24 protein-coding genes and 1 tRNA gene are annotated in these 24,400 nt (G+C 65.8%); 14 read left to right on the top strand and 11 right to left on the bottom strand.

Annotated features, from left to right (window positions below):
- Positions 1–2 precede the first annotated feature (2 nt).
- On the bottom strand, positions 3–2,198 hold the full coding sequence (locus tag CO669_RS20870) for a GumC family protein (protein ID WP_097661814.1): 2,196 nt from the start codon (positions 2,196–2,198) through the stop codon (positions 3–5).
- A 121-nt stretch (positions 2,199–2,319) separates the two neighbouring features.
- Positions 2,320–2,976, bottom strand: coding sequence for a LysR family transcriptional regulator (locus tag CO669_RS20865; protein ID WP_097661839.1), 657 nt, complete (start codon positions 2,974–2,976; stop codon positions 2,320–2,322).
- 195 nt (positions 2,977–3,171) lie between these two features.
- Here CO669_RS20865 and CO669_RS20860 point away from each other — a divergent pair, with 195 nt between their 5' ends.
- A complete protein-coding gene (locus tag CO669_RS20860; protein ID WP_245444406.1) occupies positions 3,172–4,341 on the top strand; it encodes an MFS transporter in 1,170 nt (389 codons plus the stop codon).
- Between the two features lie 51 nt (positions 4,342–4,392).
- On the opposite strand, the gene CO669_RS20855 is transcribed toward CO669_RS20860, so the two are convergent.
- Positions 4,393–5,436, bottom strand: coding sequence for a zinc-binding dehydrogenase (locus CO669_RS20855; protein WP_097661813.1), 1,044 nt, complete (start codon positions 5,434–5,436; stop codon positions 4,393–4,395).
- A gap of 13 nt (positions 5,437–5,449) precedes the next feature.
- On the bottom strand, positions 5,450–6,115 hold the full coding sequence (locus CO669_RS20850) for a class I SAM-dependent methyltransferase (protein ID WP_245444403.1): 666 nt from the start codon (positions 6,113–6,115) through the stop codon (positions 5,450–5,452).
- 445 nt (positions 6,116–6,560) lie between these two features.
- Between CO669_RS20850 and CO669_RS20845 the strand changes: the two genes are divergently transcribed.
- The 3 genes from CO669_RS20845 to CO669_RS20835 all read left to right on the top strand — a co-directional run bounded on the left by CO669_RS20845 (position 6,561) and on the right by CO669_RS20835 (position 7,989).
- Positions 6,561–7,043 carry a GreA/GreB family elongation factor gene (locus CO669_RS20845; RefSeq protein ID WP_097661811.1) on the top strand — a complete coding sequence of 161 codons (483 nt, stop codon included), beginning with the start codon at positions 6,561–6,563 and terminating at the stop codon, positions 7,041–7,043.
- Between the two features lie 9 nt (positions 7,044–7,052).
- A complete protein-coding gene (rnk, locus tag CO669_RS20840; protein WP_097661810.1) occupies positions 7,053–7,466 on the top strand; it encodes a nucleoside diphosphate kinase regulator in 414 nt (137 codons plus the stop codon).
- 259 nt (positions 7,467–7,725) lie between these two features.
- Positions 7,726–7,989: a hypothetical protein gene (locus tag CO669_RS20835; protein WP_097661809.1), complete on the top strand. Its 264-nt coding sequence runs from the start codon at positions 7,726–7,728 to the stop codon at positions 7,987–7,989.
- Positions 7,990–8,083: 94 nt separating this feature from the next.
- On the opposite strand, the gene CO669_RS20830 is transcribed toward CO669_RS20835, so the two are convergent.
- The 3 genes from CO669_RS20830 to CO669_RS20820 are packed head-to-tail and all read right to left on the bottom strand — an operon-like array spanning position 8,084 to position 12,014.
- Positions 8,084–9,109 (bottom strand): tripartite tricarboxylate transporter substrate binding protein, encoded by a 1,026-nt coding sequence (locus CO669_RS20830; RefSeq protein ID WP_097661837.1) that lies wholly within the window; start codon positions 9,107–9,109, stop codon positions 8,084–8,086.
- Positions 9,110–9,131: 22 nt separating this feature from the next.
- Positions 9,132–11,219, bottom strand: coding sequence for an acetate--CoA ligase family protein (locus CO669_RS20825; RefSeq protein ID WP_097661808.1), 2,088 nt, complete (start codon positions 11,217–11,219; stop codon positions 9,132–9,134).
- Positions 11,220–11,222: 3 nt separating this feature from the next.
- Positions 11,223–12,014 (bottom strand): enoyl-CoA hydratase/isomerase family protein, encoded by a 792-nt coding sequence (locus CO669_RS20820; RefSeq protein WP_097661807.1) that lies wholly within the window; start codon positions 12,012–12,014, stop codon positions 11,223–11,225.
- A 193-nt stretch (positions 12,015–12,207) separates the two neighbouring features.
- Here CO669_RS20820 and CO669_RS20815 point away from each other — a divergent pair, with 193 nt between their 5' ends.
- A complete protein-coding gene (locus tag CO669_RS20815; protein ID WP_097661836.1) occupies positions 12,208–12,984 on the top strand; it encodes an IclR family transcriptional regulator in 777 nt (258 codons plus the stop codon).
- A 15-nt stretch (positions 12,985–12,999) separates the two neighbouring features.
- On the opposite strand, the gene CO669_RS20810 is transcribed toward CO669_RS20815, so the two are convergent.
- The 4 genes from CO669_RS20810 to CO669_RS20795 all read right to left on the bottom strand — a co-directional run bounded on the left by CO669_RS20810 (position 13,000) and on the right by CO669_RS20795 (position 16,294).
- Positions 13,000–13,902 carry a hypothetical protein gene (locus CO669_RS20810; protein WP_097661806.1) on the bottom strand — a complete coding sequence of 301 codons (903 nt, stop codon included), beginning with the start codon at positions 13,900–13,902 and terminating at the stop codon, positions 13,000–13,002.
- 89 nt (positions 13,903–13,991) lie between these two features.
- A complete protein-coding gene (gene queD, locus CO669_RS20805) occupies positions 13,992–14,348 on the bottom strand; it encodes a 6-carboxytetrahydropterin synthase QueD (RefSeq protein WP_097661805.1) in 357 nt (118 codons plus the stop codon).
- A gap of 84 nt (positions 14,349–14,432) precedes the next feature.
- A tRNA-Arg gene (locus CO669_RS20800) sits at positions 14,433–14,509 on the bottom strand.
- Between the two features lie 285 nt (positions 14,510–14,794).
- Positions 14,795–16,294, bottom strand: coding sequence for a sensor histidine kinase (locus tag CO669_RS20795; RefSeq protein ID WP_097661804.1), 1,500 nt, complete (start codon positions 16,292–16,294; stop codon positions 14,795–14,797).
- Between the two features lie 365 nt (positions 16,295–16,659).
- On the opposite strand from CO669_RS20795, the gene rpmH reads away from it, so the two are divergent.
- The 9 genes from rpmH to dapD all read left to right on the top strand — a co-directional run bounded on the left by rpmH (position 16,660) and on the right by dapD (position 24,399).
- Entirely contained in the window at positions 16,660–16,794 is a 135-nt protein-coding gene (gene rpmH, locus CO669_RS20790; protein WP_008542748.1) for a 50S ribosomal protein L34, read from the top strand.
- A 28-nt stretch (positions 16,795–16,822) separates the two neighbouring features.
- A complete protein-coding gene (gene rnpA / locus CO669_RS20785; protein WP_097661803.1) occupies positions 16,823–17,233 on the top strand; it encodes a ribonuclease P protein component in 411 nt (136 codons plus the stop codon).
- 16 nt (positions 17,234–17,249) lie between these two features.
- Positions 17,250–19,100: a membrane protein insertase YidC gene (gene yidC, locus CO669_RS20780; RefSeq protein WP_198964146.1), complete on the top strand. Its 1,851-nt coding sequence runs from the start codon at positions 17,250–17,252 to the stop codon at positions 19,098–19,100.
- A 171-nt stretch (positions 19,101–19,271) separates the two neighbouring features.
- Positions 19,272–19,934 (top strand): ribosome biogenesis GTP-binding protein YihA/YsxC, encoded by a 663-nt coding sequence (gene yihA, locus CO669_RS20775; protein ID WP_097661801.1) that lies wholly within the window; start codon positions 19,272–19,274, stop codon positions 19,932–19,934.
- Positions 19,934–20,305, top strand: coding sequence for a DUF423 domain-containing protein (locus CO669_RS20770; protein ID WP_198964145.1), 372 nt, complete (start codon positions 19,934–19,936; stop codon positions 20,303–20,305). Before yihA ends, CO669_RS20770 begins: the two co-directional genes overlap by 1 nt.
- A 108-nt stretch (positions 20,306–20,413) precedes the next feature.
- A complete protein-coding gene (gene argB / locus CO669_RS20765) occupies positions 20,414–21,301 on the top strand; it encodes an acetylglutamate kinase (RefSeq protein WP_097661799.1) in 888 nt (295 codons plus the stop codon).
- 155 nt (positions 21,302–21,456) lie between these two features.
- Positions 21,457–22,443: a DUF1036 domain-containing protein gene (locus CO669_RS20755; protein WP_097661798.1), complete on the top strand. Its 987-nt coding sequence runs from the start codon at positions 21,457–21,459 to the stop codon at positions 22,441–22,443.
- 215 nt (positions 22,444–22,658) lie between these two features.
- Entirely contained in the window at positions 22,659–23,348 is a 690-nt protein-coding gene (locus CO669_RS20750) for a pyrimidine 5'-nucleotidase (protein WP_097661797.1), read from the top strand.
- A gap of 205 nt (positions 23,349–23,553) precedes the next feature.
- Positions 23,554–24,399 carry a 2,3,4,5-tetrahydropyridine-2,6-dicarboxylate N-succinyltransferase gene (dapD, locus tag CO669_RS20745; protein ID WP_097661796.1) on the top strand — a complete coding sequence of 282 codons (846 nt, stop codon included), beginning with the start codon at positions 23,554–23,556 and terminating at the stop codon, positions 24,397–24,399.
- The last annotated feature ends 1 nt before the right edge of the window (position 24,400 follow it).

Below are 24,400 nucleotides of genomic sequence, written 5' to 3'. Positions count from 1 at the left end.
CGTCAAACCGCAAGACCCAGCGCACCGCCCTCGGAGTGCGGCGCCTGCGATCCCGCAGGCGCATGATTGACGACGAGCCCCGTCGGCACGGTCTCGTACCGCGACAGCGCGGCGGTGACCCGGCGCATCGCGGCCGATCCGAGCTCGCCCGCGCGCGCCACCAGCACGATCAGATCTGCATGCGCCGCCAGCGCGATGGCGTCGGGCTGAAGTGCGAGATTGCCGGCATGGACGATGATCAGATCGAACTCCGAACGAATATCGTCCTCGGGTCGCGCATCGGCCTTGCGGCCGGCGCTCAAGAGCTCGTCGATCGACTGAAGGCCCGCCGTGGTCGAGCCGTCGTTCCACTCGGTCACCGGAGGCTGGTGACCCGCGAATTCCGCCTGCAGGCGAATCAACACGCTCATCATGCCGCGCTTCACGGCCGCACGATTGAGCGAGCGCGCGACGGTGTTGCCGCCGGCGCTCTTTCCGACCGACAGCACGAGCGCAACCTTGCAGCCGCGCACCGGCACGCGATCGATCCGTTCCAGCAGCGGCCGCAGATAGACGCCAAGATCGAGTTCGGCCGAGGCGGCGACGGGCCTTTGCCAGACGGTGGTGGGGCCCGTCCCGGACAACAGATCGGGGATGCGGGCCCAGACGGGAAGTCGCGGCATCGCATCCGGACGGCCTGCGGCCGCGGGCGGCGGTTGCGCTTGAAGCGTGACTTGCGGCTGGACTTGCGACTGGACTTGCGATTGGACCTGAATTTGCCGAGCTTGCGTGTCCGTCACCGCCGCAGGCATGGGAGGCTCGACCGGCGCGGGCTCGGCGGACATGCTCACCATCGCCGCAACGCCGGCGGTCGACGTTAGCAGCGAGCCGATCGCCAGCGCCGCCAGCAGCAGCGCGAGCGGCGGGCGCGTCGAGCGCAGCGGCGGGATGGCCGGCGAGGCGATCTTGGTCTGGGAGTTCTGCAGCTGACGCTGCTCGTTGGTGGTCTTGAACCGCGACAGGAACTGCTCGTAGATGTTGCGGTTGGCGTCGGCGTCGCGCTGCAGCTCCTGCAGCTTCACCAGCGCCTGCCCATCGACCAGCATCTGGGTCTCGACCGCCTTGAGCTGCTTCTCCAGTGCGTTCTGCTGCTCGAGCTGGGCTTCATATTCCGACTTGGCGGTGTCGATGTTCTTCTTCCGCTCGACCTCGATCTGGCGGTTGATGTCCGCAAGCTGGCTGTAGGAGATCGCGAGGTCGGGGTGGCGGTCGCCATACACCGCCTTCTTCTGCGCGATCTGGTCGTTCAGGGTCGAGCGCTGCGCGCGCAGCATGCTCAACAGGTCCTGCTTCACCGGCCCCTCGACATTGGCCTTGAGGTCGCGTTGCACCTGGTCGTAGCGCGCCTTGGCTTCCTCGGCGCGAAGACGCGCGGCGGAGACCTGCTGATTGAGGTCGGTCACCCGCAATTGCTGGGTGGTGGAATCCTTGCCGGCATTGAGGATCTTGTGCTCGAGCCGGAAGGCGGCGACGGCGTCTTCCGATGCGCGCAACCGCTCGTTCAGCGTCTTCAGGCGATCCTTGAGCCAGTCGGCGGCCTCGTCCGTGGCCGCCGTACGGACGCGGCCCTGGCTGGCGACGAAGGCCTCGGCGACGGCGTTGGCATAGTAGGCCGCCCGCTCGGAACGGTTCGAGGTGAAGGAGATCGCGATGACGTAGGTGAGCCCGCGGCGCGTGATCTCGAGGCGGCTGCGGAATTTCTCGAGCAGGCGCGTCATGTCGGTATGACCGCCGGCGATATCGTCGTCCTCGGCGACCTTGAGCTGCTCGATCAGCGGGCGGAGAAAGCCATCGGATTTGGCGATCTCGATCTGGCTCTGAAGCGCCGCGGCGTCCTGGCCGATGCCCGGCAGCACGTCCTGCTCCGTGGTGACACGGAGCTCCCGGGGATCGAGCACGACGAGCGCCGTCGCGGCATAGCGGACCGGCAGCACCATCAGGGCGACGACGCCGAGGGCAAACAGCGCCAGCGCCAACGCGAGAATGCGCCGGCCGTTGTCGCGCAGAAATCCGAGCACGCCGGAGACGCTCAGCGCCCCCCTGATCAGCGCCGGTGCGGCGCCGTCGGGCTTCGTCCGCGCAGCCCGCGGCGCTTCCCACGAAGCCGCTGGCTCCGTCGGGGCGATGCTTCGCGGAGATGCGCTTCGACCGAACGCCATGGAGTTGGACTCGAAATCAACTGACTGCCCCAGCTCAGAGGCTTGCTACACCGTAAATATCCATGGTTAACCGGCGGTTACGGGAGGGGCGCGAAACCGGAAGGCCCGTGAACAGGCCCGTTCAGGCGGAAAAGAGCGGCTTGGATGGCCTGCGCGACGAACTCGGCCTCCCGACGACGAGCGGCGCCCCCGGTGGCGCCGACCGCGCGGGCCCGGCGTCACCGAGCAGGCAGGACCGTAAGGCTTCGATCTCCGGGCAATCGGCGGTGCCGAGCGGGCCGATCAGGAAGCCATTTTCGAGAGGCTCGCATTTGTAGCCCGGGTGGCGCTGCACCCGGTCCGCGATCACGACATCGACCTTGCCTTCGAGCAGCTCGTGCAGCCCCGCCGGCTGGCTGATCCGAATGGCGAGTTGCGGCTCGGCACGGCGAAATTGGGCGAGGCGCGCACGCAGCCCGTCGAGCGCAACGCTGGCGTGGAGCCCGATATGCAACAGGCTCGTGACGCCCTCGGGCTTGAGCTCGGCGGTGGCGTCGGCAAGGCGGCGAAACGCCTTTCGGACCTGCGCCAGATAGGTTTCGCCGGCCGAGGTCAGAACCACCTGCCGTGTGCGGCGCTCGAACAGCTGCACGCCCAGCCGCTCCTCCAGGAGCCGGATTTGCTGGCTGATCGCACCGGCCGTGACGTGCAGCTCATGGGCGGCCTGCTTGAAGCTGAGATGACGGGCCGCGGCCTCGAAGGCGCGCAGGGCGTTGAGTGGCGGCAGCAGATACGTCATGGCCGGCTCCGGGCGATGCGGGGAGAGGCGCAGGATGCATGAGTTTTGCTCGCGCGACAAAAGAGAAATCCTGCTTTGTCGCCGCTGACGATGGGCGATACCCCAGGGCCGATCTCCAGCAGCCCGAGACAACCTGTGCCGCCTCAAACGCCGTCGATCGAAACTTCGTATTCCTGGATTCGCCTCGCCGTCTCCATGGCCCTCAGCACGCTCGGCTGCGTCGGCATGTGGTCGCTGGTCGTGGCGTTGCCGACGGTGCAGGCCGATTTCAATGCGCCCCGCGCCGAGGCGGCCCTGCCCTACACATTCGCCATCATCGGCTTCATGATCGGCGGCATCGTCGTCGGGCGCCTCGCGGATCGCTTCGGCATCCTGCCGCCGCTCGCCGGCGGCACCATCCTGATGAGCCTCGGCTATGTCCTCACCGCCTTTGCTCCCAGCCTGTCCGTGTTCGCGGTGATCTCGGGCGTCACGATCGGCCTTGGCGGCGCGGCCAGCTTCGCGCCGCTGGTGGCCGACGTGTCGCTGTGGTTCGACAGGCACCGCGGCCTCGCCATCGCGCTGGCGACAGCCGGCAGCTCGCTTGCCGGCGTGGTGTGGCCTCCGATCGTGCAGCAGGCCATCGCCGCGCATGGCTGGCGGCAGACCCATGTCGGCATCGGCCTGTTCTGCCTGGCGACGATGCTTCCGCTCTCCCTGGTGCTGCTGCGGCGGCCGGTTGCTCAGACGGCTGCGCGCCAAGCGCAGGGCAGCGGCAACACGATGCAGTCCATCGGACTGTCCCCCTCCGTCACGCAAGGCCTGCTGGCCCTCGCCGGCATTTGCTGCTGCGTCGCCATGGCGATGCCGCAGGTTCATCTCGTCGCCTATTGCGGCGACCTCGGCTACGGCTCCGCGCGCGGCGCCGAGATGCTGGCAGTCATGCTCGGCTTCAGCGTGGCGAGCCGGCTGTTCTTCGGATGGCTGTTGAACCGTATCGGCGGATTGCCGACGCTGCTGCTGGGCTCGGCGATGCAGGCCACGGCGCTCGCGCTCTACCTGCCGTTCAACGGACTGGTCTCGCTCTATGTCGTGTCAGCCATTTTCGGCCTGGCGCAGGGCGGCATCGTGCCGAGCTATGCCGTGATCATCCGCGAGCTGTTTCCGGCGCGGGAGGCCGGCTTTCGCGTCAGCCTCGCCATCTCGGTCACGCTCGCCGGCATGGCGCTGGGCGGCTGGATGGCCGGCGCGATCTACGACTGGACCGGCTCCTACGCCTCGGCGCTGGTCAACGGCATCGCCTGGAATCTCGTGAACATGGCGATCGCGGCCTGGCTGCTGCAGCGCCAGCGCCGACATGTCGTCGGCGCCTACGTCACGGCCTAGACCAGACTTGCGATCAGACTTGCGAGCAGACTTGCGACCTCATCGCCGCACTCAGCTGATGTTCAGCAGGATTCGGCCCGAGGTGCCGCTGCGCATCAGGTCCAGCGCGTCGTTGACGTCGTCAAGCGCGAACTCGTGGGTCACGATCCCGCGGTAGTTCACCTTGCCGGCGTCGCTCAGCCGAACGAGACGCGGAATGTCGCGCGCCGGCTGGCATTGTCCGCCTTCCGAACCCTTCAGCACCTTCTCGAAGTGGAGCGGCAGCGTGTAGATCTCGGCCTTCTCGCGGGGAACACCGACGAGGATGCAGCGGCCCTTCTTCGCGGTGATCTCGTAGGCGAGCTCGATCAGATTCTTGACGCCGGTGGTCTCGACCACCTTGTCGGGTCCGTCCGCGCCGGTGATGGACCGAACCTCGGCGGCCACATCCTTGACCGCCTCGGAGTTGATGAGGTGGGTGGCGCCGAATTGCCGGGCCATCTCGAGCTTGTTGTCGAGGCGGTCGATCGCAATGACGGGATAGGCGCCGACCATCGCGGCAAATTGCACGATGTTCAGCCCGACACCGCCGACGCCGAACACGACGACGGCTTCGCCGATGGCGATCTGCGCGTCGTTGTTGACGACGCCGAGCGCGGTCGTCACGGCGCAGCCGAGCAGCGGCGCACTGGTGCGGTCGATCGAGGCCGGAACCGGTGTGACGCGATTCTCCGACACCACGGCATATTCATTGAAGGTGGTCACCCAGCCGGCATTGAGACGCTTGCCGCGCCAGGAATAGACCGGCGTGTTGGACTGGACGCCCTTGCCCGGCCGCCAATGCATGACGACGGTGTCGCCCTGCTTGCAGGAGACGACGCCCGGTCCGGTTTCGATCACCGTGGCCAGCGCTTCGTGGCCCAGAAGATGCGGCAGGAACTTGTCGACGCCCTTGACGGCGTCGATCTCGTTGATCTGCGCGCCGCAGATGCTCGACGTGTGCACGTGCACGAGCACCTGGCCGTGCTCGAGCCTCTCCGGCAAGTCGAACTCGTCGACGATCAGCGGCTTGCCCGATTCGACGAGGATGGCCGCCTTGGCAGTCTTGATGTCCATGAGGAGCGCCCGATCACTCGAAATAGATGAATTCGTAGTCGCCGGTGTAACCGAGCTTGCCGTACAGCCAGATCCATTCCGACGTGTGCAGGATGGACTCCGCGGTCAGCGCCCAGCATTCGAGGTTGTGCAACTCGGCAACGTTCCGGTAGCCCTCGACCATGACGTATTTGTTCTTGCCGACGCGCTCGACTTCCTTGAGCGCCGCCTCGAGCTCGTAGAGCCGCAGATTGTGCAGCGTGCCGAGCGAGATCACGAGGTCGAAGCTTTTGTCGCCATAGGGATAGATGTCCTGGGCGCGATAGTTGAACAGATAGGGCCGCACCTGCTCGTGCGAATTGGCGAGTCCGTGCTTGGAGATATCGAAGCCGACGACCTTCAGGCCCGGCAGGATCTTCTGCATTTCGTAGAGCAGGAAGCCCTTGCCGCAGCCGACGTCGAGCACGCTGGAGCCGTCCTTCAGACCATAGGTCTCGATCAGCGCCTTGGCGACCGGCGCCCAGCGCCCCTCGATGAAACGATAGCCGCCATAGCCGAAGCGGCGGTCGCCGTCCCAATAATCGGCCTCGTATTCCCGTGCCTTCAGCGAGCAGCCGATCTTGTCGTCGTTCATGCGCCCCATGTAGTCGCGCTTGGTCGCCGTATGCAGCGGCGTCACGATATTCAGGAGTCGTCCCATTGAGCCCTCGGATTCCAGCACGCGATAAGATGATCGCGACCGGCTGGAAGGCCCTGAGTCGCGACTTGCGAGACGTTCTAGCATTGGTGGTCGAGATCATCATTGCTTCAGATCAATGATGGGGGAATCCCGTGGCGGCGCGGTCATCAGCCGGCGCCGGTTCCGTTGACCGCAGCCGAGTTGCGGAATCCCAGGCTCGCATCGCGGTCAAGTCATGGATTGTTGCAAGCATTCAGCCGCTCGCGGCTGTGCGGTTACGCCGCAATGGCTCCAGCGAAATGAATCACTATACTCAGCATGTCATGGCATATGTCGTCGACATAGACGCGCGCACCGCGCGCTTCGGTCTTCACGCCGGCCGCCTCCAAGCAGGCGGTTAGCCGGACGGTGTTCGCACCGTCCGGGCTCTTTTCCAGCTTTCGTGGCCTCCTCGAAAGAGGTCGTATTGAAGCAGAAGGAGTGCGCCGTGCTGCCTCTTCCAAAAATCGCGCTCACCGCATCGGACTATCCGCGTCTCGAACAGATTGCCCGTCACGCTGCCCAGAAAGGCGATCTGGACGGCATCTTCCTGCTCGGTGAGATCAACCGCGCCGCCATCGTGGCGGACGCGTGGGACGATGTCCGTTCGCTGGTGACCGTCGGATCATGGGTCACCTATTGCACGAATTGGGGCGTTCCGCGCCACACCGTGCACCTGGTCTGGCCCGAGGAGTGCTGGTCGGATCCCGCCCGCATTTCGGTCCTGACGCCTTTGGGAGCGGCTTTGATCGGCCTGCAGGTCGGCGATCAAATGCCGTACTTCGTCGCCGGCTGTCTGAACGTCATCAGGGTTCAGAACGTCACTCCATCGAGCCCGAACGTCGTCCCTCTCTTCCGCGCTCATCGGCACAGGCCGCTCGATGACGATCCCGGACCAACTGCAGCCTAGGAGACCAAAATGCGCAACTTCGAAGCCGAGATTCGAACAGAACAGCCGGCGTTGCCGCCGATCAGGATCGCAGCAGACGAATCGCGGCGCCTGAACTCTCTGGCGAATTCGACCATGGAGCTCTTCCCCCGTGTCGCCCAGTTTCTGGCGCGCGAACTCGAACGCGCCACTGTTACGAAAGAAGACGATTTGCGCGGCGTGGTCAGGATGGGCTCCAGGGTGTCCTATCGCGATGACGAGACGGGTGCGAGCCGGGAGATCGTGCTGGTCTATCCCCACGAGGCCAACATCGAGCTCAATCGTATCTCGATCCTGACGCCGGTCGGGGCGGCCCTGATCGGCCTCTCAGTGGGACAGCGGATCGCGTTCGAGACGCCCGACAAACGTGTCAGAGGCCTGACCGTTCTCGCCGTCTCCGAATGAGTAAGGTTCGACAGATCCGACGGAGCATAGCGCTCCCGCGATTGCGGCACGCCGCCGAACGGCGGGCCGCTGGCGCCGGCGATCGCGCAAGAGTTCCACGGACGACCTGCGGCGGAAGTTTGTCGCCGCGCAAATTGCGTCCGGGCGTCGTCAGGCATGGTCCGGCGGAGCGACCCCGGACGAGCGCGGCGTGGCGGCGTCACAGGAGCTCCGCCTCACCTCCGCAATTGGCTCTCGTCAGGCACGAACGGAAACCATCATGAAGAACCTCGGTGCCGGCCAGATCGCCCTCCTCGTTGCTCTGGGCGCCATGTTGATCCTCACGGGCGTTTGGGGATTTTCGGTCTGGCAGACCAGCAGCGGCGTCGAAATGGAAAAGCACGGCTGGATCGCGCTTGGCCTCGGTGCCTTCTTCTCCCTGCTGATCGGCTGCGGACTGATGGCCTTGATGTTCTTCAGCAGCCGCAGTGGCCACGATGACGCCGCCGATCCGTTCCGCCGGCGCGACGGAGAAGACAGATAGGAGCAAGGCGCGCTCGCGCGAGGTTTCGTATCCTTGAGGGAGCTGTCGGGGCAACGACGGTCTGCGTTCCCCCTCGCCCAGAATGGCGCGGCGCCTATTGCACCTCGATGTTGGCGTCCTTGATCAGCTTGCGCCAGCGTTCCTCCTCCTGGGCGACATAGCGGTCGAGCTCCTCCGGCGCGCTGCCGACCATGATGAGGCCTTCGTTCGCCTCCAGCTTCTTGAACGCCCCGGACTGCACCGCCTTGGCGATCGCCTGATTGAGCCGTGCAATCACCGGAGCCGGCGTCCTGGCCGGAGCGTACAATCCGTACCAGGATTCGGCGGCGTAGCCGGGCACGCCGGCTTCGGCGACCGTAGGCAATTGCGGAAACGCGGCCGAGCGCTCGGCCGATGTCACGGCCAGCGCCCGCAGCTGACCTGCGGCCACCAGCGAGGCCGCGCTCGCGACGGTCGTGAACATCACGTCGATCTGCCCACCCAGGAGATCGCTGATCGCGGGCGCCGCGCCCTTGTACGGCACCGCCGTCATCTTGACCTTCGCCATCGCGTTGAACAGCTCGCCGGCGAGATGCGCCGAGGTGCCGGTGCCGAACGTGCCGAAATTGAGCTTGCCGGGATTGGCCTTGGCCTCATTGATCAGATCGGCGATCGAGTTGATCTTGGACGCGGGGTTGACGACGACGATGTTGAAGGACCGCGCGATCAGCGAGACCGCCGCGAAATCCTTGTGCGGATCGAACGGCAGCTTGTTGTACAGGCTCGGATTGACCGCGTGGGCGAAGGTCGCCATCAGCAGCGAATAGCCGTCGGGCTCGCTCGTCGCCACCGTCTGGGTTCCGATGATGGTCCCGGCGCCCGGCTTGTTCTCGATGATGACGGACTTGCCGAGCTCGGTCTGGATTTCCTGTGCCGTCGTACGCGCGATGATGTCGGTGCCGCCGCCGGCGGCGAAGGGCACCACGATCTTGACGATCTTGTCGGGATATTCGGCGCGCGCCGGGGTCAGTCCGAGCCCCGCGACGACCGCACAGGCGAGAAGGGCGAGACGTCGCCGGCGCCCCAATGCGTAATCCCTTCCGCGAGCACCGTCGTGCTTGATGGTATCGTCACTGGTCATCGAAGACTCCATTCGATCCTGTTCAGACATTGAGAACGACCAATCCGTCCGCCGCCTTCACGCCCTCGCCCGCTGGCAGCACGAACACCGGGTTGATCTCGGCCTCCGCGAGGCGATCGCCGAGCTGGGCGACCATGTGCGAGAAGGCGACGACTGCGTTTGCGAGCGCGTCGACGTCGCATTTCGGCCGGCCCCGAAAGCCGTCGAGCAACGGCCAGGTGACGAGATCGCGCGCCATCGCTTGCGCGTCCGACAGATCGAGCCCGCCGTTCGGCGGAAGCAGGCGCATCGTCGTGTCCTTGAACAGTTCGGCCGCGACGCCGCCCATCCCGAGCAGGATCGCGGTTCCCAGGGAATCGCGATGCATGCCGAGGATGATTTCGACGCCGCCCGAGATCATCTCCTGAACCAGGAATTGGCCGGGCCGCGTTCCGGTCCTGGTCTCGACCTCATCGGCCATCGCCGTCAGGCGTTCGCCGATCGTCTCAGCGGTCAGGTTGACCGCGACGCCGCCGACGTCGCTCTTGTGGGCGATCGCGCGCGAGAGAATCTTGAGCACGACCCGGGCGCCGAGGTCACGCGCGGCTTGCTCTGCTTCGCGCGCCGTTGTGACCATCTTCTCTGCCGCGACAGGAACTCCAAAACGCGCGAACAGCGCCTTCGCCTGTGCTTCATCGAGCGGCCCCGCCGGGACGCCGCCGATGTCGACCGGCGTCGAACGCGAACCGGATGTCTGGACCTGTTCCGGCATTCCGGCCCGCAACAGCCCGTCGAGCGCAGCCGTGCAGCTCTCGGCGGAGGTGTACGCGGGAACGCCGCGCCGGGTGAGAACGGACACAACCTCGGGCGCGTGCGGACTGACATAGGCAATGACCGGCTTGTCGCTGAGCGGCAGGCAGTCGTGGATGGCATCGGCCATCAGGCCCGGCGCCCCCACGGCGGACGAGCCGGCAATCACCACCAGCGCATCGTAGGACGGACTTGCGAGCAGGATGCGGATCGCGCCGCGAAGCAGGTCCGGCTGCAGACCGGCCAGGGTCACGTCGATCGGATTGCGATCGAGATTGGCGTGCGATCCCGGCTGCAGGCTGCGCAATTGCGCGGCCGTCTCCGCATCGGGTGCGGGCGTCGCGAAGCCGGCGACGCCGAGACTGTCTGATACGATCGTGCCGGCGCCGCCGGTCGAGGTGAGGATCGCAACACGCCGGCCGGCAAACGCCCGTCCCGCGGCAAGGGCCGCGGGAATGTCGAGCAGATCCTCGAACGTCCTGGCGCGGATCACCCCGAGCTGCCTGAACAGGGCGTCATACATGCGGTCCGAGCCGGCCAGCGCGCCGGTGTGCGAGACGGCCGCCTGTGCGCCCGCCTCCGAGCGGCCGATCTTGAAGGCGACGACAGGCTTGCCGGCGCGGCGTGCCTTCAGGACCGCCTCGCGAAAGCGAGCCGGATTGCGGATCGCCTCGATATAAAGTGCGATCACCTTGGTCGCGCTGTCGCCGGCGAGATAGTCGATGAAATCGGCGAGCTCGAGATCGGCTTCGTTGCTGGTCGACACCAGCTTGGACAGTCCCACCCCGCGCGCCGCGGCACGCGACAGCAAGGCGCCGAGAATGCCTCCGCTTTGCGAGATCAACCCGATCGACCCCGCCGCGAAGTGATCCATCGCCAGCGCGCCCGAGGCCGACAGCACGATATTGTCGGTGAGATTGACGAGGCCGATCGTGTTCGGCCCGAGGATCCGCATCGAGCCGGCCGCTTGCATGAGCTGGGCCTGGCGCGCGGCGCCATCCGCCCCTGTCTCGGTGAAGCCGCTGGCCAGAACGATCGCTGCGGCGGCACCGCGCTCGGACAATTCGCGCACCGCGACATGGGCACGCTCGGCGCCGAGCAGGACGATGCCGACGTCGGGCACATCGGGCAGCGAGGCGACGTCAGGGTAGCAGGTGAGACCGTCGATCTCCGCGACCTTGGGATTGACGGGATAGATTGCGCCCGCAAAGCGATGCTTCCTCAGATAGGCCACCGGCCGGCCCGACGTCTTGCTCGGGTCTGCGGACGCGCCGATGATGGCGACGCTGCGCGGCCGGATCAGGCGTTCGATCGCGTCCATCGCTCAACCCTTCGACGCGGATTGCGCGAGGAACGCCGTCACGGCATCGCGATGCTCGGTGCTGGTGTAGCAGATGGCCTGCGCCTGGCTGCCGAGACTGAAAATGTCGTGCGCGGAATGCTCGAAGCTCTCGTTGAGGATCTTCTTGCTCAGCGCGAGCGCCGTGGCAGATCCCTCCGCCAATTTGGCCGCCCAGGCCTGCGCGGCCGGCAGGAGTTCGGCCGCCGCCACCTGGCGGTCGACGATGCCGAGCGCGAGCGCTTCGTCCGCCTCGACGACGCGGCCGGTGAAGATCAGCTCCTTGGCCCTCGCAAGCCCGACGCGGCGCGGCAGGAAATACAGCCCGCCGCCGTCGGGGATCAGGCCGCGCTTGATGTAGGACCAGGTGAATTTCGATCGTTCCGTTGCCATCACGAAGTCGCAGGCCAGCGCAGTATCCGCACCGAGCCCGGCCGCAGCGCCGTTGACGGCGGCGATGGTCGGCTTCGGCAGGCCCAGCAGAAGCGATTGCACGTGATGCACGCCTTGCTGACGGCTCCATCCGTTGAAGGCGACCTCGCCCTGCGGCGCCTCGAGCCGGCGCTTCATGCCGCTGATGTCGCCGCCGGCGCAGAAGGCGTTGCCGCGCCCCGTCAGCACCAGCGCCCTGATCGCCTTGTCGCGCGCCACGGTTTCGAGCGCGCCGGCGAACTCGGCACGCATCTCGTCGCTCATGGCGTTGCGCCGTTCCGGCCGGTTGAAGGCGATCGTCGCGACACCGGCTTCGAGGGAAAATTCGATGAGCTGATAGGACATGGCGGGCTCCCTGGTTTGGAGTCGGATCGATCTTCCGCGACGCGTTGCGGATGTCGAATGCCTGTTCGCGCCGTGCCGTTTCCTCAATGAGCCAGCTGCGGCCGGGCATTCTTCTTCCCCATGCCTGTAGCGGCTTGCATGGGCCGCGACATCCCCTTAATTCCACTTAGTGGAAATGCTGCGGAGGCTGGATGTGACGCAGACGCGCCGATATGCGGGCGGGATTGATGGCAACCGGTCGCTCGAACGCGGCATCGAGATCCTCCGGGCGTTCCGGCCCGGCGTCGACACGCTGGGCAATGGCGAGATCGCGGAGCGATGCGGCTTGCCGCGCTCGACGGTCAGCCGGCTGACGCGAACACTGGTCAATTCCGGGATGCTAGATGAAGTCCGTCACCAGCGGACCTACCGCCTGGCCGCCTCCGTCGTCAGCATCGGTCACGCGATGCGGACAGGATCGCCCGTCCTCAACGCGATCGGACCGATGATGCGGGCGGAATCGGCGAAGCGCCGGCTCAATGTCGGGTTAGCCACCGCGGATCGAACCATGATGGTCTATCTGGAATCGATCCGCTACAGCCCGCGCGCGGCACTGCGCAACGTGGTCGCCGGGCAGCAGGTGCCGATGGAGTTGACGTCGCTGGGCCGCGCCTACCTCGCCGGCATTGCAGAAGCCGAGCGCGAGCGATTGCTGAAGCAGTTCAAGCGGCGCAGCAGCGCCGCCACCAAGGCGCTGCTTGCGGACGTCAGGCGATCGATCAGCTCCGTCGAGCGCAACGGCTATTGTGTCGTGTCGTGGCAGCCCGCCGTGCTCGCCGTCGCGACGCCCATCGTGCTCGAGGGCCTCCCGGTCTACGCACTCAACATGAGCCTGCAGAATATCGACCGGTCCGACGCGCTCGCGAGCGAGATGGGCGCGTACCTCACCGCCTTCGCAGCGAAGTGCAAGGACGTGCTGGCGGGACGCTGACGTCGCCCGCCGCCCTTACAGTTTCCCATACACCCGCGCAGCGACCGCCTTCAGGCGCTCGACCGAGCCGGACTCCGGATGCGGCTTGACCGGCGCGAACAGGATCGAGGCCTGCCTGCCGTTCTTCCAGACGAAGAGGTTGACGGCGTTGCCGTTGCCCTTGGTGCAGGAATGCTCGCCGAAGGCTTCACCGCCGAGCTCGGGAATCGCCACGTGCTTGCAGGGCCCCGCGCGTTTCATCATGCCGGCGGCGGTGTCGCGCGAGGTCGCGATCACCGCGACGGTCATGGTGTTGGCCTCGCGATCGAACATCATGCAGCTGCCCGCGCCGGTCCGCTGCACCGTCAGCGTGCTCGCGTCGAGAAAGCCGTCGGCATCCGCGGCCGTAAGCCACTCGCAAGTGCCGAACCGCTCGCTGCTCCGGCTCACATTGGCGATGGCAATTCGTGCAGCTTCGGTGATCGGCCCGAGCAGCGCGTCGTCAGCGCGTCGGCCGATCGGATAGACGGTAAGCTGCAGAATGTAGTCGCCGGACACGGCGACGACCGAAGCCTCCTGGCGCTCCGCGCCGGCAGCGCTCGTTCCGCCCTGGCCCTCCTCGCCGATCCCCGACACGGCGTTGAGCGACATCCGCTCACTGAGCGTCTTGACGAAGGTCGCGTACAATTCCCTGGCGCGGTCCTTGTCGGGATTGCGGAACACGGAGAGCATCATCGTGTCGCCGCGCCCGGCCTGGTAGATGCAGCCGCGGCCGTCCTGATTTGAGATCAGCGACCATTTCAGCGCCGGCATCGCGGCGGCGAGCTCCTTGGCGCTGATGAACGGGCAGGTTTCGGCCGCGTGCGCGGGAAGCACGGGGACGGCGGCGATGGCGAGGAAAACAAAGAGGCCGGAGAGCAGACGATCGAGGGTACGCATCGGACGAGCTTACTATCGAAATGGCGCGCGCGGAACGATTCGAACGTCCGCCCCTCAGAGTCGTCGTCTGATGCAGCGCCGGGCCGTCGTCACTGCCCGTTATATTCGGCCCAGCAATCCGCCGTTTCATAGACCCGGACGGACCACAGCTGCGGCAGGCTGGGCTTCAACCGGTCCCAGATCCAGACCGCGATGTTCTCGGCGGTCGGGTTCTCGAGACCTTTGACCTCGTTCAGGCAGTGGTGGTCCAGCGCGCCCATGATGTCGGCGAAGCTGTTTTCGATGTCGAAGAAGTCGGCGACGAAGCCGGTGTGCGGATCGACCGGCCCGTCCAGCTGGACCTCGACCCGGTAGGAATGACCATGCAGCCGGCGGCATCGGTGGGTCTCGGGCACGTTCGGCAGCCGATGCGCCGCCTCGAACTTGAACGCCTGCGATATCCTCATCCAGCTCCTCACACGGCGTAGCCATCCGGTCTCAGGCCCGTCTGGCGACCAGATGCTGTTTGGTCCTGACCTTTCGGCGAAGAATGGCGCGCCCGGAACGATTCGAACGTCCGACCCTCAGATTCGTAGTCTGATGCTCTATCCAGCTGAGCTACGGGCGCGTTTTTCGCGAACAGTGCGGGCCTAAGCCCGCAGGCAGCCTCCGGACAGCGCCGGAGGGGTGCGAAAGAGCGCTCTGACTAACCGCTCTTGCCGGGATTGGCAAGGTCCGGGATGGGGAGATTTTCGCGGATCTTCACTGATCTCTCCGTCATTCCGGGGCGACGCGAAGCGGCGAGCCCGGAATCCATAACCACCAGCCGGGGTTATGGATTCCGGGCCTGGCCCTTCGGGCCATCCCGGAATGACGGAAAGAGTGAAATTTCGCCCACTCGGCCGCTGGCCGACTACGCCCGCTGCCGCTCGTTGCGGATGGAGAGCAGCTCCACCGGGCGGTCGGGGATGACGATGCGGAAGGTGGCGCCGATGGTGCCTTCGACCAGATGAATGTCGCCGCCATGGGCACGAACCAGCTCGGCGGCGATGGCAAGGCCGAGACCGCTGCCGCCGGGGCGGCCGGAGGTCTGGAACGCCTCGAACAGATGGTCCCTGGTCTTCTGGGGCACGCCGGGACCGGTGTCGGAGACCTCGATGATCGCCACGGCGCCTTCGCGCTTTCCGGTGATCCGGATCTGCTGAGGGCCGCCGTCACCGGAGGAATGACTCTCCAGCGCCTGGGCGGCGTTGCGCACGAGATTGAGCAGCACCCGGAACAGCTGATCGGGATCGGCATCGATGGCAAGCCCGCGTTCGATCGCGGCGACCCAGGCGATCGAGGCGTCGGAGGCGAGGCCTGCGGTCTCGCGCACCTCCAGCACCACGGGCTCGATCAGGATCATGCGGCGGTCGGGCGCGGCCTCCTGGGCGCGGCCATAAGAGAGCGTCGACTGGCAGAAGGCGATGGCGCGCTCGAGCGAGCGCACCAGCTTGGGCGCAAAGCGCTGCACCCGCGGATCCGGCACGCTGGCGAGCTGATCCGACAGCAGTTGGGCCGAGGCCAGCAGATTGCGCAGATCGTGGTTGATCTTGGACACGGCGAGGCCAAGGGCGGCGAGCCGGCTCTTCTGATGCAGCATCGACATCAGATCACGCTGCATGTCCGACAATTCGCGCTCGGCGACCCCGATCTCGTCGCTGCGCTGGCTCGGCACGATGATCCCCGCCGAGCTTTCGGGATTCTCGTGGAAACCGACCAGGCTCGCGGTCAGCCGCCGCATCGGGCGCACGAAGAGATAATGGAGCGCGAGATAGACGAGGCCCGCGGTCAGCGCCGCGATGATCAGCGCGACCACCACGACGTTGCGGGAGAAGCGATACATCTGCTGTCGCAGCGGCAGCTCGTCCGTCACGATCTCGATGAACTGGGCCGTGCCGACGCCGGGCCCGACGATCCGGATGGCCTGGTTGCCGGTCTCCAGCATCATCCGGAACGAGCCGGTGATGGCCTCCCAGGCCGTCATGTCGCGGAGGTCGATGTCGTGCTCGATGGCGGCCGGAATGTTGTCGCTGGCGAGCAGGCGGCGCTGCTGGCCCATCTTGATGGCGACGGCGCGGGCATTGATGCTCTTCAGGATCTGCCGCGACAGCGAATCGGGAACCATGCCGAGCGGCGCCGCATCCAGCACCAGCGCCGCCGTGTTGGCCGCCGCGACGCGGTCGTTCAGGCGGTTGACCCAGAAGTTGGCGATGGCGGGCACATAAAGCAGGCTGGCCGCGATCATCACCAGGGGAACAGTCAGCAGCAGCAGCTTGCCCGACAGCCCGAGCCCGCGCGTCCCGCGGGGGCGCACCGCCGGCTGGTCCGGCTGATCCTGATCCTGGATCGGCTGGAGATCTGTCGCTGCCACGAAATTCGCCCTCGCTGCGCTTGGCGTCTGAAGGATAGGCGCTTAAGAAGATGCGGCCCGACCCCGGTCCGGTCAAATTACGGATCGCTAATCTGCCAAGGTGGGATGTAAGCGCAGATATCGCGAGTCGCCACCTCAAGGGTTAAAAACCCCGCGCAAACAGCGATATTCACCGGAAACGTGCGCTTGTGCGGCGTTGACGAAAACAAGGCGCTCCCTTATAAGCCGCGCAAATTGTCCGCGATGACCCGGTGTGACGCCGGGAGCGGCTCTTCTGGGGCCGAAAATGGCCCGTTTTGGGCCGCATCTTCCGGACTTTCCTATCAATTCTACAGGCAAATTGCCCGGTCAGCGGAGAAAAACCCGTGAAGCGGACTTATCAACCCAGCAAACTGGTGCGCAAGCGCCGTCACGGCTTCCGTGCCCGTCTCGCTACTGCCGGCGGCCGCAAGGTTCTCGCCGCCCGCCGCGCACGCGGCCGCAAGCGTCTGAGCGCCTGAGCCGGACCCCCTTTTCCGGGATTTCATCATGGATCGGCTGAGGCAGCGGGCGGATTTCCTCGCCGTTGCCAATGGCGCGCGGGCGAATAGTCCCGCGTTCGTCCTGCAAAGCCGCCCCCGCGATGATTCCGGCCCGGTCCGGATCGGCTTCACCGTCACCAAAAAAAACGGCAACGCCCCCGAGCGCAATCGCATCCGGCGCCGGCTTCGCGAACTGGTGAAGCGGCTCGATCCGGTATCGATGCAGCCCCATCATGATTATGTGCTGGTCGGACGGAGGGACGCGCTCTCGCGCCCCTTCGCCGCCATGCTCGACGATCTGCGCATAGCGTTCACGAAGCCCGCGCGGCATACGGCCAGAGGGACTCACAGGGGACCCTCGAAGGGACGTGGCCAAAAGCCAGGCGCCCCCGCCCCTGCCAGCCGCAAACCGGATTGATGACGAGACAATAGTGATGACCGACAATCGCAATACCATTCTCGCCGTCATTCTGTCGGGCCTCGTCCTGATCGCGTGGCAGTATTTCTACAACGTGCCGGCGATGGAGAAGCAACGCGCCCAGCAGCAGGCTCAGGCCGAGCTGCAGAAGACCACGCCGCAGCCGACGGCGTCCGCAACCCCGGGCGCTGCGCCGCAGCCGGGTGGCGCGACCCAGCCGGCAACGCCGGGCGCAAACCAGGCGGCCCAGCCGGTCGTCGCCCGCGATGCCGCGATTGCCGCCAGCCCGCGCGTGAAGATCGACACGCCGCGTATCGTCGGCAGCATCTCGCTGAAGGGCGGCCGCATCGACGACATCGCGCTGGTGCAATTCCGCGAAACGGTCGACCCGAAGTCGCCGCCGATCATCCTCTACTCGCCCTCGGGCACCGCAGAGCCTTATTACGCCGAGTTCGGCTGGGTGGCGGCAACCGGCGTGACGGCGAAGATGCCCGATGCCCAGACCGTCTGGCAGCAGGACGGCAGCGGCAGCCTGACGCCGACGACGCCGGTGGTTCTGAAATGGGACAACGGCGACGGCCTCACCTTCCGCCGCACCGTCGCGGTCGACGACCATTATCTCTTCACCGTCAAGGACGAGGTGAGCAATGTCGGCAATACGCCGGTGACGCTCTATCCGTTCGCGCTGATCTCGCGCCACGGTGCGCCGCAGGTCTCCGGCTATTACATCCTGCATGAAGGCCTGATCGGCTATCTCGGCGACCAGGGCCTGCAGGAATATGCCTACAAGAAGATCGACGAAGCCAAGAAGGTCGACTTCAAGGCCACCAATGGCTGGCTCGGCATCACCGACAAATACTGGGCCTCGGCGCTGCTGCCCGACACCAATGCCCCGCTGCAGGCGCGTTTCTCGTCGAACCCGGTCGGCAACGTCCACACCTACCAGACCGATTATCTGCTCGACCCCGTCACCGTCGCGATCGGCGGCACGGCCACCGCGAATGCGCGGCTGTTCGCCGGCGCCAAGGAAGCCGGCGTCGTCGGCGTGTTCCCGTTCGCCGGCCTCGGCGGCTACAACAAGGAGCTGGGGCTGAACCATTTCGATCTCTTGATCGACTGGGGCTGGTTCTACTTCATCACCAAACCGATGTTCCTCGGCCTCGACTTCTTCTACCGCTTCTTCGGCAATTTCGGCATCTCGATCCTGCTCGTGACCGTGATCGTGAAGCTCTTGTTCTTCCCGCTGGCGAACAAGTCCTACGCCTCGATGGCGAAGATGAAGTCGATCCAGCCGCAGCTGCAGGCGCTGAAGGAGCGCTATCCCGACGACAAGGTGAAGCAGCAGCAGGAGATGATGGAGATCTACCGCAAGGAGAAGATCAATCCGGTCGCCGGCTGTCTTCCCGTGGTGATCCAGATCCCGGTGTTCTTCTCGCTCTACAAGGTCCTGTTCGTCACCATCGAGATGCGGCACGCGCCGTTCTACGGCTGGATCAAGGACCTCTCGGCGCCGGACCCGACCAACCTGTTCAACCTGTTCGGATTGATCCCGGTCGACCCGACCACGATTCCGGTGTTCGGCCATTACCTCGCGCTCGGCATCTGGCCGATCATCATGGGCATCACGATGTGGTTCCAGATGAAGCTGAACCCCACGCCGCCGGATCCGACGCAGCAGATCATCTTCAACTGGATGCCGCTGATCTTCACCTTCATGCTGGCGGGCTTCCCGGCGGGCCTCGTGATCTACTGGGCCTGGAACAACACCCTTTCGGTGCTTCAGCAGAGCTACATCATGCGCCGCAACGGCGTGAAGGTGGAGCTGTTCGACAATCTCAAGGCGACGTTCGCGAGGAAGGCGACGTAGCTCTTCGATACTGTCAGGCAAACTGCCTCCACAGCGTCATGCCCGGGCTCGTCCCGGGCATCCACGTTTAGGAGGGTGCCCCACAGGCAGACCCGGATGGCCGGGACATTTGGTTGGGAAGGACGCGCTTCGCGCTCTTGCCCGGCCATGACGAGAGGATCGAGCGTTCGGATGAACGACAAGACCGACGATAAGGATGCGAAGCTGATCGAGGCCGGGCGAAAGCTGTTCGCCCGCGACTGGCAGTTCATCTGGGCCTCGCCCTCGATCCAGACGCTGCCGCCGATGGCGGGGCTGGAGGTCGCCTTTGCCGGGCGCTCCAATGTCGGCAAGTCCAGCCTGATCAACGCGCTCACCGGACGCAACGCGCTGGCGCGCACCTCGCATACGCCGGGCCGCACCCAGGAGCTGATCTTCTTCGAGGTCCCCGGCAAGAACGACCTGCGCCTCGTCGACATGCCCGGTTACGGCTATGCCAAGGCGCCCAAGAGCCAGGTCGCGTCCTGGACCGAGCTGATCCACAAATTCCTGCTCGGCCGCGCCAGCCTCGCGCGCGTCTACGTGCTGATCGACGCGCGGCACGGCATCAAGGACGTCGACATCGAGGTGCTCAAGACGCTCGACCGCTCCGCGGTCAGCTATCAGATCGTGCTGACCAAGACCGACCAGGTGAAGGCCTCCGAGCTGCAAGCGCGCATCGCCGAGACCGAGGCGGCGCTGGCCAAACATCCGGCCGCGTTCCCCAACGTGCTCGCGACCTCGTCGCGCAGCTCGACCGGCATGGAAAGCCTGCGCGCCGCGATGGCGAAACTCGTGGAAGAGCGGGCCTCGTGATGCCGGCGCATCGCCTGCTGATCGCCCTTGCCGGCGTGATGGGCGCCGCCGGCGTCGCGCTGGCGGCCGCCTCCGCCCATGGTGCGGATGCCAGCCGGCTCGCCACGGCGAGCGCCATGCTGCTGTTTCATGCAACCGCCATATTGGCGACCACCGCTCTGCTCGCGCGCGGCCTTCTGCACGGCGGAATTGGCCTCATCGCCGCGTTCGGCTTCGTGATCGGCGCTGCGCTGTTCGCGGGCGACCTCACCTTGCGGCAATTTGCCGGACATGCGCTGTTTCCGATGGCGGCGCCGAGCGGTGGAACGGTGATGATTGCGAGCTGGCTGGCGGTGACGCTTTCGGCGGTGGCGGCAACGCGCGGTCCGTAGCCCGGATGGAGCGCAGCGAAATCCGGACTCCATGTCAGGCATACTTTGCGCCGCGCCCGCCAATCGGATAGAACGCGCACCGACCGTCCCGCCAGCGAGATCCGTGACATGACCGACATCTCTCCGCTCGACCAGGCCCGCATCCTGTCCGAAGCGCTGCCGCACATGCAGCAGTATGACGAGGAAACCATCGTCATCAAATATGGCGGCCATGCCATGGGCGACGAGGAGACCGCGAAGAACTTCGCCCGCGACATCGTGCTGCTGGAGCAGACCGCGATCAATCCGGTGGTGGTTCATGGCGGCGGGCCGCAGATCGCGACCATGCTCAAGCGCCTCGGCATCGTCTCGGAATTCGCGGCCGGCCTGCGCATCACCGACGCCGCGACCATCGAGATCGTCGAGATGGTGCTGGCCGGCTCCGTCAACAAGCAGATCGTCGGCTACATCAACGAGGCCGGCGGCAAGGCCGTGGGGCTGTCGGGCAAAGACGCCAACATGGTCAAGGCGACCAAGACGACGCGCACCATCGTCGATCCCGGCTCGAACATCGAGAAGGCGATCGATCTCGGCTTCGTCGGCGACCCCGAGAAGGTCGACCTCACGCTGCTCAACCAGCTGATCGGCTACGAGCTGATCCCGGTGCTGGCACCGCTGGCGACCTCCAGGGAAGGCCAGACGCTGAACGTCAACGCCGACACGTTTGCTGGCGCGGTCGCCGGCGCGCTCAAGGCCAAGCGCCTGTTGCTGCTCACCGACGTGCCCGGCGTGCTCGACAAGTCGAAGAAGCTGATCCCGCAGCTGTCGGTGAAGGACGCGCGCAAGCTGATCGCCGACGGCACCATTTCCGGCGGCATGATCCCGAAGGTCGAGACCTGCATCTATGCGCTGGAACAGGGCGTCGAGGGCGTCGTCATCATCGACGGCAAGATGCAGCATGCGGTGCTGCTCGAGCTGTTCACCAACCAGGGCACGGGAACGCTGATCCACAAGTGATGAGCGAACGGAAAAAGAAAGCCGTCATGGCCGGGCTTGACCCGGCCATCCACGATCTTTCGTCCGGAGCCAGGAACGTGGATGCCCGGGTCAAGCCCGGGCATGACGAGCGGAGAGGGCCACGACACCGCCGCTCGCCTCTCATCCGCTTCCTGATGACGCTGCCGGCCGCAGCCATCTCCTTCGTCTTCTCTTCCGCACCTGCCTTCGCCGACCTCAAGATCTGCAACCGGATGTCCTATGTGGTCGAGGCCGCGATCGGCATCGACGACAAGGCGGCGACCGCAACGCGCGGCTGGTTCAGGATCGATCCCGCCACCTGCCGCGTGGTGGTGCAGGGCACGCTCACCGCCGACCGTATCCTGCTGAACGCCCGCGCGCTCGGCGTCTATGGCGCCTCCCCGATCCCGCAGAGCGGCAGCGACATGCTCTGTGTCGCGCAGGACAATTTCGTCATCGCGGCAGCACGGCAATGCCGCAGCGGGCAAACCCAGGCCGCATTCACGCAAGTGACGCCGACGCAAGGGACCGACGGCAACCTCATTGCCTACCTCGCCGAGGATTCCGAATATGACGACGAGCAGGCGCGCCTTGCCGGCATCCAGCGGCTGCTGGTGATCGCGGGCTACGACGCAGCGCCCATCGACGGCGTCGACGGGCCGAAGACGCAAGCCGCGCTCGCCGCGTTCCTGAAGAGCCGCGGCCTGTCGTCGGACATCGTGGGCTCGCCAAACCTCTTCAAGACCATGGTCGACGCGGTGCAGACGCCGTCCGCGACCGGCCTCACCTGGTGCAACGACACGCCGCACAAGGTGATGGCGGCGATCGCGACCGACGACGGCAAGTCCGTGACCAGCCGCGGCTGGTATCGCATCGACCCCAAGACCTGCCTGCACCCCGACGTGACCGGCCAGCCGAAGCAGATCTTCAGCTTCGCCGAAGCGGTCGATGCCGACAACCGCGCCGTCAAGCTGAAGGACAGGCCGCTGAGCTGGGGCGGCGACAGGCAGCTCTGCACGCGCGAGACCAAGTTCGAGACCAATGAGCAGACCGATTGCGGCGCACGCGGTTTCGCCACAACGGGCTTTGGCGCGGTGGACATGTCGAGCGGCGGCAAGACGCTGCGCTTCGCGGCGCCGTGAGGGATCGCTGTGATGATGGTGTCACGACATGCACCGGTGTCGTCCCCGCGAAGGCGGGGACCCATAACCACAGGCCGCAATTCTGGCGCGAGATGCTAGTTGTCAATCTTCGCCAAACTCCTCCCTGTGGTTATGGATCCCGGATCTGCGCTTCGCTTGTCCGGGACGACAGCGGAGAGTGGGCTACGCCTGCGTGTAACCGATAGAGATTTGACATGACCTCTCCCCGCAGCTTCGCCCATGTCGACACCTGGGTGTTCGACCTCGACAACACGCTGTATCCGCATCACGTCAATCTGTGGCAGCAGGTCGATGTGCGGATCACCGAGTTCGTGTCCAGCTGGTTGCAGGTGACGCCGGCGGAAGCGCGAAAACTCCAGAAGGATTACTATCTGCGCTTCGGCACCACGATGCGCGGCATGATGACCCTGCATGGCGTCTCCGCCGACGATTATCTCGCTTACGTCCACAAGATCGACCACTCGCCGCTGGAGCCGAACCCGCAGCTTGGCGAAGCCATCACCAAGCTGCCCGGACGCAAGCTGATCCTGACCAACGGTTCGGTGGACCATGTCGACGCCGTGCTGGCGCGGCTCGGCCTTGCCACGCATTTCGACGGCGTGTTCGACATCATCGCCGCCGGGTTCGAGCCGAAACCGGCCGAGCAGACCTACCGGAAATTTCTGAGCGACCATGCCGTCGACCCGACCCGCGCCGCGATGTTCGAGGACCTCTCCCGCAACCTCACCGTTCCCCACGCGCTCGGCATGACCACGGTGCTGGTGGTGCCCGACGGCACCAAGGAGGTCGTGCGCGAGGATTGGGAACTGGAAGGCCGGGAGGCCGCCCATGTCGATCACGTCACGGATGATCTGGCGGGGTTTTTGGGCAGGCTCTCCGGCTAGGTCCGTAGCCCGGATGAAGCGCAGCGCAATCCGGGCATCTCGCCGCGGAGAGACCGTCCCGGATTGCGCTGCGCTCCATCCGGGCTACGGGACTGATCACCCGCTTGCCCGGGATGACGGCCGAGTATGCCTTGACTCCGCCCCTCCAAATCCCGAAAAAGCGCCCCAATCCGTCAAAATTCCCGCTTCCCCAGAGGAAATCCCGATGTCCCTTGCAGCCCTCGAATCCACCATCAACAGCGCCTTCGACGCGCGTGACGGCATCTCGACCTCGACCAAGGGCGAGGTGCGCGAGGCCGTGGACCTGGCGCTGGAAACCCTCGACAAGGGCGAGGCGCGCGTTGCCGAGCGCGGCGCCGACGGCAAGTGGAAGGTCAATCAATGGCTGAAGAAGGCCGTGCTGCTCTCCTTCCGTCTCAACGACATGGACGTGATCGGCGGCGGCCCGGGCAAGGCGAGCTGGTGGGACAAGGTGCCCTCGAAGTTCGAAGGCTGGGGCCCGAACCGCTTTCGCGATGCCGGTTTTCGCGCGGTGCCGGGTGCGGTCGTGCGCCGCTCGGCCTTCATCGCCAAGAACGTCGTGCTGATGCCCTCCTTCGTCAATCTCGGCGCTTACGTCGATGAGAGCACCATGGTGGACACCTGGGCGACCGTCGGCTCCTGCGCCCAGATCGGCAAGCGCGTGCACATCTCCGGCGGCGCCGGCATCGGCGGCGTGCTCGAGCCGCTGCAGGCCGAGCCCGTGATCATCGAGGACGATTGCTTCATCGGCGCGCGCAGCGAGGTCGCCGAAGGCGTGATCGTACGCAAGGGCGCGGTGCTGGCGATGGGCGTGTTCCTGGGCGCCTCGACCAAGATCGTCGACCGCGACACCGGCGAGATCTACATGGGTGAAGTGCCGGAATATTCCGTGGTGGTGCCCGGCGCGCTGCCCGGCAAGCCGATGAAGAACGGCCAGATCGGCCCCAGCACCGCCTGCGCCGTCATCGTCAAGCGCGTCGACGAGCGCACGCGCTCCAAGACCAGCATCAACGAGCTGCTGCGGGATTGAT

Source organism: Bradyrhizobium sp. Y36 (assembly GCF_002531575.1).
Lineage (GTDB): Bacteria > Pseudomonadota > Alphaproteobacteria > Rhizobiales > Xanthobacteraceae > Bradyrhizobium.
Note: the sequence above shows the minus strand (reverse complement) of the source record. Positions and strands in the feature narration are given on the sequence as shown.

What these genes read in the sequence shown, in the direction of transcription:
- CO669_RS20870 (WP_097661814.1), bottom strand. Translation starts at nt 2,198, where the DNA reads ATGGCGTTCGGTCGAAGCGCATCTCCGCGAAGCATCGCCCCGACGGAG.
- CO669_RS20865 (WP_097661839.1), bottom strand. Translation starts at nt 2,976, where the DNA reads ATGACGTATCTGCTGCCGCCACTCAACGCCCTGCGCGCCTTCGAGGCC.
- CO669_RS20860 (WP_245444406.1), top strand. Translation starts at nt 3,172, where the DNA reads ATGGCCCTCAGCACGCTCGGCTGCGTCGGCATGTGGTCGCTGGTCGTG.
- CO669_RS20855 (WP_097661813.1), bottom strand. Translation starts at nt 5,436, where the DNA reads ATGGACATCAAGACTGCCAAGGCGGCCATCCTCGTCGAATCGGGCAAG.
- CO669_RS20850 (WP_245444403.1), bottom strand. Translation starts at nt 6,115, where the DNA reads ATGGGACGACTCCTGAATATCGTGACGCCGCTGCATACGGCGACCAAG.
- rnk (WP_097661810.1), top strand. Translation starts at nt 7,053, where the DNA reads ATGCGCAACTTCGAAGCCGAGATTCGAACAGAACAGCCGGCGTTGCCG.
- CO669_RS20835 (WP_097661809.1), top strand. Translation starts at nt 7,726, where the DNA reads ATGAAGAACCTCGGTGCCGGCCAGATCGCCCTCCTCGTTGCTCTGGGC.
- CO669_RS20830 (WP_097661837.1), bottom strand. Translation starts at nt 9,109, where the DNA reads ATGACCAGTGACGATACCATCAAGCACGACGGTGCTCGCGGAAGGGAT.
- CO669_RS20825 (WP_097661808.1), bottom strand. Translation starts at nt 11,219, where the DNA reads ATGGACGCGATCGAACGCCTGATCCGGCCGCGCAGCGTCGCCATCATC.
- CO669_RS20820 (WP_097661807.1), bottom strand. Translation starts at nt 12,014, where the DNA reads ATGTCCTATCAGCTCATCGAATTTTCCCTCGAAGCCGGTGTCGCGACG.
- CO669_RS20810 (WP_097661806.1), bottom strand. Translation starts at nt 13,902, where the DNA reads ATGCGTACCCTCGATCGTCTGCTCTCCGGCCTCTTTGTTTTCCTCGCC.
- queD (WP_097661805.1), bottom strand. Translation starts at nt 14,348, where the DNA reads ATGAGGATATCGCAGGCGTTCAAGTTCGAGGCGGCGCATCGGCTGCCG.
- rnpA (WP_097661803.1), top strand. Translation starts at nt 16,823, where the DNA reads ATGGATCGGCTGAGGCAGCGGGCGGATTTCCTCGCCGTTGCCAATGGC.
- yidC (WP_198964146.1), top strand. Translation starts at nt 17,250, where the DNA reads ATGACCGACAATCGCAATACCATTCTCGCCGTCATTCTGTCGGGCCTC.
- yihA (WP_097661801.1), top strand. Translation starts at nt 19,272, where the DNA reads ATGAACGACAAGACCGACGATAAGGATGCGAAGCTGATCGAGGCCGGG.
- CO669_RS20770 (WP_198964145.1), top strand. Translation starts at nt 19,934, where the DNA reads ATGCCGGCGCATCGCCTGCTGATCGCCCTTGCCGGCGTGATGGGCGCC.
- argB (WP_097661799.1), top strand. Translation starts at nt 20,414, where the DNA reads ATGACCGACATCTCTCCGCTCGACCAGGCCCGCATCCTGTCCGAAGCG.
- CO669_RS20755 (WP_097661798.1), top strand. Translation starts at nt 21,457, where the DNA reads ATGACGCTGCCGGCCGCAGCCATCTCCTTCGTCTTCTCTTCCGCACCT.
- CO669_RS20750 (WP_097661797.1), top strand. Translation starts at nt 22,659, where the DNA reads ATGACCTCTCCCCGCAGCTTCGCCCATGTCGACACCTGGGTGTTCGAC.
- dapD (WP_097661796.1), top strand. Translation starts at nt 23,554, where the DNA reads ATGTCCCTTGCAGCCCTCGAATCCACCATCAACAGCGCCTTCGACGCG.